5 protein-coding genes and 1 pseudogene are annotated in these 7,103 nt (G+C 64.1%); 1 reads left to right on the top strand and 5 read right to left on the bottom strand.

What is annotated here, in order from left to right; genetic code table 11:
* Positions 1 to 220: 220 nt before the first annotated feature.
* From WA317_RS07180 to WA317_RS07160, 5 genes are all read right to left on the bottom strand, one after another.
* On the bottom strand, positions 221 to 811 hold the full coding sequence (locus WA317_RS07180) for a hypothetical protein (RefSeq protein ID WP_425172374.1): 591 nt from the start codon (positions 809 to 811) through the stop codon (positions 221 to 223).
* A 285-nt stretch (positions 812 to 1,096) separates the two neighbouring features.
* On the bottom strand, positions 1,097 to 2,083 hold the full coding sequence (locus WA317_RS07175; protein WP_425172373.1) for a DMT family transporter: 987 nt from the start codon (positions 2,081 to 2,083) through the stop codon (positions 1,097 to 1,099).
* Positions 2,084 to 2,229: 146 nt separating this feature from the next.
* Positions 2,230 to 2,607: a hypothetical protein gene (locus WA317_RS07170; protein WP_425172372.1), complete on the bottom strand. Its 378-nt coding sequence runs from the start codon at positions 2,605 to 2,607 to the stop codon at positions 2,230 to 2,232.
* A 68-nt stretch (positions 2,608 to 2,675) separates the two neighbouring features.
* The gene (locus WA317_RS07165; protein ID WP_425172371.1) at positions 2,676 to 3,011 is read right to left on the bottom strand and encodes a hypothetical protein; all 336 of its coding nucleotides are present in this window, start codon (positions 3,009 to 3,011) and stop codon (positions 2,676 to 2,678) included.
* 47 nt (positions 3,012 to 3,058) lie between these two features.
* On the bottom strand, positions 3,059 to 5,842 hold the full coding sequence (locus WA317_RS07160; RefSeq protein ID WP_425172370.1) for a helix-turn-helix transcriptional regulator: 2,784 nt from the start codon (positions 5,840 to 5,842) through the stop codon (positions 3,059 to 3,061).
* Between the two features lie 708 nt (positions 5,843 to 6,550).
* On the opposite strand from WA317_RS07160, the pseudogene WA317_RS07155 reads away from it, so the two are divergent.
* Positions 6,551 to 7,103, top strand: a pseudogene (locus tag WA317_RS07155) (hypothetical protein); the annotation flags it as partial.

Raw genomic sequence — 7,103 nt, 5'->3', positions numbered from 1 at the left:
TGCTGATGGCGCTGGCGATCCCGACAGATGACTACGCCTTCGGTGTCTTCGCCGCCGAATCGGCAGATACCGTCGCGCTGGTATGTGCCGACGCCGGTGCGCCTCCGGACCGCATCAGCGCTGCCGTCGGATGGCTGGGGACGTTCGATCGCCGATCGCCATAATCCGGGTTAGCGCCGAGGCGGGTCGCCATCGCGCGGACGGCGCCGCATGTCAACGGCTACTGGGGCACTTGCGGTGCTATCTTTCGCGCGAGATCAATGGCAGCCGAATTAGCTTGGTCTGCTGAGAGACTCAGCACCGCGACCTGAACTGTGTTCGACCTGTCACCGGCTGCGAACTCGACCGTGCCACCGCCGCCCATGTAACGCATGCCATCAGGCCCCGGTGTTGTTGGATCAGGGAAACCGGGCTCCGCCGAAGGCAGGACATTATTCCGTGCCGTGCCCGGGTTGCTGATTTCAACGGACACCGATTCCTGCGTCGACGGATTCTCCCAGGCACAGGCGCCCATTTCCGGATCCTTGCCGGTCGACTTGCCCTGCACCGTCACACCTAGCACTGCCGAAATATCCTGCGGCGAAAGCATCGAGCACACATCGATCGGTTTCGCCGTGTGCGCCGCCTGCGAACCCGGCGCCGGGCCAGCGCTGCCTGAGGTGCTCGAACCGCTTTGAGACTGACAGCCCGCCGCTGCACAACACAGCAGCGCAGCGGCGACGACGAGCCGGCGCATGCCGGTGAGAGCTGAGCAGTCGATCTGGCCCCGCCGGTCATTGACCTCCGCCATCGCGATGTCTCGTTGACTCACGACCGTCTCCTTCCGGGCAAATGCAATCGTGGGATAAATCGTTTGCGACGTTACTTTGAAGGTTCGGTCGCTGAATCAGGGATGTCCCCATATTTTTGCCGAGATTCTCGCCACTTCTTTGGCCGCCACAGAGGTCATTGGTGAGGGTGGCTACGTATGCGCCGCGGCGCCGCTCCGCTCATGATCGCAGCCGAAACACCCAGTACAACAGGGCTGGCCAGTGGTACTGGTTCAATCTCGTGACCCCCGCTACGGCGTTTCGCCAGACCCTCTGGAGAAGCCTCGTTAAATACTCACAACAGGGCGTGACGCGGTTTGCCGTCGATGGCGTCGCGAGCCAAGATGACGCGCAATCGAATTGGCGTTGCGATGCGCCGGATCGTGACTGGTAATTTCCACGTCCCGCCCGGTATCGGTCTCCACCGCAACGGCCTCGCCGCGGGCCAGGGCCACGGTCGCCACGATCGTCATCACCACTGCCGCGCCAAGCACAATTACCCTTTCGCCTCCAAAGTGGAGAGCTTCACCGAGCACGGCGATCCCCAGCAGCCAAGCCACCACCGGCTTCGCCACGGTCATCGTCGGCAACGAGGCGCTCAACGAACCGGATCGGAACGACGCCTGCTGAAAGGTCATCCCGGCCAGCGCGATCGCAATCCAGGCATACAGCTCGGGTGTACGCAGCGCCGTCCCGAGGCCGTGTTCGAGCACCTTGACCACTCCCTTGGTCAGCACCGCGAACAGCGCCATCAACGAACCCGACACCACGGCCAGCAGCACCGCGCCGACCGAACCCGACCAGATCCGCGCCCCCAGCACACACAACACCAACGCCGGGCCCATCACTGCAGCCACCACGGCCCAGGTTTCGGCCGAGGCCCGCGAGTGGCCGGCCGCCGGGTCGCCGACAACGAGGACGACCGCAACCGAACCGGCCAGCAGCGCGGCCCACATCCACTCCCAGCGGGTCACCCGATGATGGGCGAGGCGCGCATAAATCGGCAAGGCGAATAGCAGCGTCGTCACCTGCAGAGCCGTCACCAACATCACCGAGCCCAGCGCCAGCGCCGCGGCCTGCAGCCCGTAATTGGCGACGGCTCCGCCGCCACCCAGCCACCACCGACTGTCGCGCAACGACATGCGGAACAACTTCAAGTGGCCTACCGGTTCGTCGGTGATCTCCTGCGCGGACCGCTGACGGATCACACCGCCAACCGCTGATGCCAGTGCGGCGCACAGCGCGAGGAGGACCGCGATATCCGTCTTCGACACGGGTAGCCTCCTTCACCGACGTTCACCCGCAAGCCGTTACACACGGCTAGTGTTCGCCAACAGGTTCCACCGACACGCTGCCGGGCGTGGGGCCATCGTCACGGCGGGGGCGTGCCGTCGACGGCTTCAATGCTGGCTTTGCCTTACTAATGGGCGACCCGCGATGCCGCAGAAGCATTGTCGGCCAATGTTTGGCTCCGGATGTCAGGGGTCACGCAGACTGCGTCACTGTTGAACGCTTCCCGCCACACGAAGCCTGACTTGCAGGTATTCGACCCGTAGGCGCCGTTGGGGTCGCGGCGATCGACGGCGGTCGCGTTTTCCTGTGCGGTGCGGGAACGCACGTCCGGGGTCACACAGACATGGTCGGACGGGATGGCCTCGCGCCAGACGAATCCCTGAGCGCAGGTGTCCGGCCCAAATGGCAGCGCCGACACCGGGGCCTGCGACGCCAGGCCCATAGCCCCCAGCATCACCGCCGTAACCGCGGCGGGAGTGAACAGTTGAGCAAGATTGGTCTTCATGATGGTGTCCTTTCTGGTACATGCCAACCGGGCCGTGCGGTGACTCGGCTGATCTCTGCTGGTTGACGCTACGAGGCGAAAGCGGACACCGAATCAGGGATTTCCCTATGCTTTGCCACCCGATTGCGATCGGCGAGTGCGGCAGTAAGCCGCGAGGCCGGCATGCCGGCACGCTGGCACACCAGGGCGACGATGTCCGCCGCGCTGGCGGCGAATATCCCGAAGACCACGTCGTCGGTCGGAATCACCAGCGTTAAGACGCGCCGCACGGGTAAGCCCTCAGCGCGCACCAACGCCGACGATTGGTCGACGTGGGCCGCGATGCTGTCCAGTTGTTCTGTGTGAAGCCCAGGGCGGTACCACTCGACGAGGTAGCACGGCAGCGATTCCGCAGCGATACCCATCGCTTCGACGTTAGAGAATCGCAACCGAGACCGAATCAGGGATTTCCCTACTCACCGAGTTGATCGATGCGGCGGCCCAGTTCGGCCCGCGAATGGATGTCGAGTTTGCGATATATCCGGGTGAGGTTGACCTCCACGGTCTTGACGCTGATGAACAGCGCACCAGCGACGTCCCGGTTGGTCATCCCGGAGGCCGCAAGCTCGGCGACCCGTCGCTCTGACGCAGTCAGCAAGCTGGCCCGGGTCGGTGCAGGGCCGCTACGAGCCAACGAGGCTCGCGCCCGCGCCGCCCAGAGCGGGGTGTCGAGTCGTTCGAAGGTCGCGAGCGCTTCCCGCAGGGTCGCCGCAGCGGCGTCGCGGCGACGGCTGCGGCGTTGCAACTGACCCAGTAGCAGTTGGGTGCGTGCAAGCTCGAACGGCATTGCCAACCGGTCATGCTGCGCCATCGCCCGCTGCGCAAAGAGAATTGCCTCGTCGAGGTCACCGTCTGCGGCCAGCAGCATGCTTCGGCAACGCGCAGCTATGGCCAACATCCAGGCACGATCGAGTCGTTCGCCGTTTCGCTGCAGCGTGCTGGCGAGCGACTCGGCCTCGCCGATCCGACCCACCTGTATCAACGCCTCGACAGCGTCGGGCACGAAGCTGGCCGAAATGATTTCGGTCGAATCCGGCACTGCCTCAAGCATATTCAGGCGGGCCTGCAGCGTGGTCAGCGCGGCTTCGTAATTGCCCAGCGACACCTCGAGAAAGCCTAAGACGTCCACGGTCCACTGCATCAATGTGTGCGCATTGCTGCGCTGACCAGCGGCAAGCGCTTCGTCGATGTCGCGCCGGGCCGCGGTGTCGTGGCCGCTATAAGCTGCGACCGTGGCTCGGACGGTCAAACCGATGAATGCGGGGAAGTCGCCGCCGAGCTGCACAGCCCGTTCCATTGTGTCGTCGGCAACCAGCGCGGCTTCGGTAAAGTCTCCACGCCAAATCGCCTGTGTCACCATGTGGAAATCGACGAACATCAGCTCGCCCTCCTCGCCGCGTTCGATGCAATCGCGGCGGATGGCGAGCATTTGCTCGTGGGCGCGTTCAAGCTGGCCCATCCAGCCCAGCAGCATCGCGCTCTGCACGGTGGGACGAAACGCCAGGGGCATCTTCGCGTAGCGGTCCTCGTGCGTGATCGCTTGGCGCATGCTTGCCTCGTCAAACCCGTCGCCCCGCATGACATGCAGCACGACCCGCATGCCCAGCGCCAGACTCATCAGAGGCGGAGCGCCAAGCTCGCCGGCAGCGGTCACCCCGTCCTCAACGGTAGACAGTGCGGCGGGCAGATTCCCGGTGTTGACTAAGGCGAATGCCAAAGCCACCAGCATCTGTACTCGGAGCGCGGCATTTTCGGCCGCCTCATCAAGTCCCTTCTTGAGCAACTCTGCCGCATCACCGAAATTGTCGCCGTAGAGGCGCACCAGGGCCAGCAAATGCAAAGCCGCGGCGCGGGCGGGGCCGGCTGGCATCTGCGCTGTCGTTTCCTCTAGCAGAGACCGGGCCCGCCCCGGGTCACCTGCATCGAAATGGTTTGCAGCAGTTACGATCCGGCGCTGTGGCGTGTCACCGCCGAGTCGCATTGCCAGCTCGAGCAGTTCGGCGGCGGCGTGGGGTGCCCCACGCGTGTTTGCCGACTCGGCGGCCCTGTCAAGCGCTTGCAGAATCATCAAGTCACCCCGAGTGGCACCTAGCGCCAAGTGTCTGGCGCGCTGCTCGGGCTGGCCCACGATCTGGCCAAGTCGACGATGCATCCTGCGGCGCTGCGCCGGTGCCGCGCTGTCGTAAACCCCTCGCGCCAGTAGCGGGTGCGTGAACTCCAGCCGGTTACCAGTAATCTCGATGATTCCCTCACCCTCAGCCTGCTCAAGTAGCTCGATGAGGCTATCGGAGTCCATGTCCGTGGCTCGAATGACCTCTCCCGTAGTGGCTGAACTCAGACAGGCCATCGCCAGCAACGCATTTCGGACGCTAACTTCTAGACTGTCGAGTCGCGACTGCACCACTTCGAAAAGTGTCCGGGGAAGCGATACTTCACCGACGGGTGCTTGGGTGTCGATCACTCGCGCGATTTCAACCGCATAGAATGGGTTACCACCGGAAACCTCGTGGATTCGCACCATCGTCGGACGGGGAAATGACTTCTCGAGCCGTTCACAAACCACCGCGTGCAGGGCGCCGAGGCTCAACGGACCCAAGCGAATTCGTCCAATGGCGTCGGGCTTAGGAAGGTTAAGCCACGATGATGACGCGTCCTCGCCTGGGGTGCCGGTGCGGCGAGTGCACAGGACACCCACGCCCGCAGCTAACCGCCGCGTGGCGAATGCCAGCACATGCCTGCTCGAGTGATCAAGCCACTGGAGATCGTCGATCGCGAGCAGCACCGGCGACGTCTCGCCGAGTCTCTCGATAATAGAGAGAAATGCCGCCGACACCGCGCGTTGATCGGTCGCAGCGCCACGCTCGCTGGTGCGCAACAGGATCCGGTCCACGGCCACCTGTTGACGCTCCGGTAACTGATCCAATACCGCTGCGTCGACCGCGCACAGTAGATCGGCTAACGCCGCGTAAGCCAATCCCGATTCCACCGCGGCTGCACGCGCCGACAACACCCAAAAGCCACGCTCACGGGCCTGCTCCACGGCGGCTAGCCACAGTGTGGTCTTGCCGATCCCCGGCTCGCCTTCGACCACTAACGCTGCGGGCTCACGACATGCTGAAACCAAGAAATCCGCTACCGTCTCGGCTTCGTCCCGACGGGTAAACTGCCCGGCCGATAGGTGACGACGCTCAGCCATCGCTGAGCGCCCACCAACGACCGGCCGCGGCGCGTCCGCATGGGCGCATTTGGTCCACTCCAATTATAGGAATTCAGCAAACATTCATGGTAAGGGCAGATAGCGGCGCGCGCATGCGATCAAACTTCGACGGAAAGCAATTTGATGGCGCGAATCCAGCAGAGTTGGCCAAGCGTTGCGTACCGAATTCCACGATGGGGCGGGCCGACATAGTCCATCTGCAGCAATGTTGCGGGATGACCAACGTGGTTGATGGTGAATGGGACGCGAAGGTTTCGACGAGGTGGTCTTCGGGATAGCCGCCACCGGCTCGGCAGACGTCGTTTCCCTGGCGTGCGCGCCTGCCGGCCTCAGTCCATAACGCGACACTCACCGTCGCAATCGCGTCCCAGAAGCATAGGGAAATCCCTGATTCGGTATTTGGTTTCGCTCTATAGCGTCAACCATTACAAATCTAGGCGCGAAGGACGGCCACCATGAACAGCGCGCAGTAGCACAGTGAGTGGCACGGCGATGTATGGGACATCACCTCAAAGAGTGGCGCGGACACCCTGGCTTGCCCCAATTCCTGGCGACGACACTCACCTGAACTGTCCCCGGTGGTTTCCAAGAAAGCTGTCCAAAAGGTGTCCGACCGGCCCGGGGTGGCTGCTGCTATCGGCTTGACCCGCCCGCCGAGACCGCGCCTACAGGTTAAGGAAACACATGATGGGCACTACCCACGACCCGGACCGGACCGCATACATGAGGCGATCCATCGACGACACAATCGCTTCCCCGGATTACAAGCGAACCGCCGACGACACTATCGCGTCCCCGGACTATACGATCGCCTCGGCGTGGGCCTCGAGTCCGCTCGGTAACCCGGCAGCCGACGATGAGTATCTTTCCGACCGTCCCAAGTTCGCGCCTGAGGCGGTTACGGTGGCCGCCGGACGGAGTCGGTTCGGCCGCCCGCCGGCCGAGCACGGGGATCGGTCGGAGCGTTCCGATTACGCGCCTGAGCCGGTTAACCCGCCAGCCCGGCGGTGGTTCGTGCCTAAGGGTGCCGTGGTGGCCGCGGCTGTGGTCGGCGCCGTCGGCGCCGTCGGCGCATTGGGTCTGGCCCTCGTCAGCTCTAGCAGTTCGACTCAGCCCAGGCCCGCGTCCGTGGTTCCCGGTCCAGCCGCACCGCAAACTCCGGCCGCACCGCAAGCTCCGGCCGCGCCGGAAGCCCCCGGGGTAGCCCCCACTGCTGCTGTCGCGCCCGGCCCGGCCCCCG

The organism is Mycobacterium sp. (assembly GCF_049802695.1).
Lineage (GTDB): Bacteria > Actinomycetota > Actinomycetes > Mycobacteriales > Mycobacteriaceae > Mycobacterium.
The sequence above is the reverse complement of the archived record's forward strand: the minus strand, read 5'-3'. Positions and strand labels throughout refer to the sequence as shown.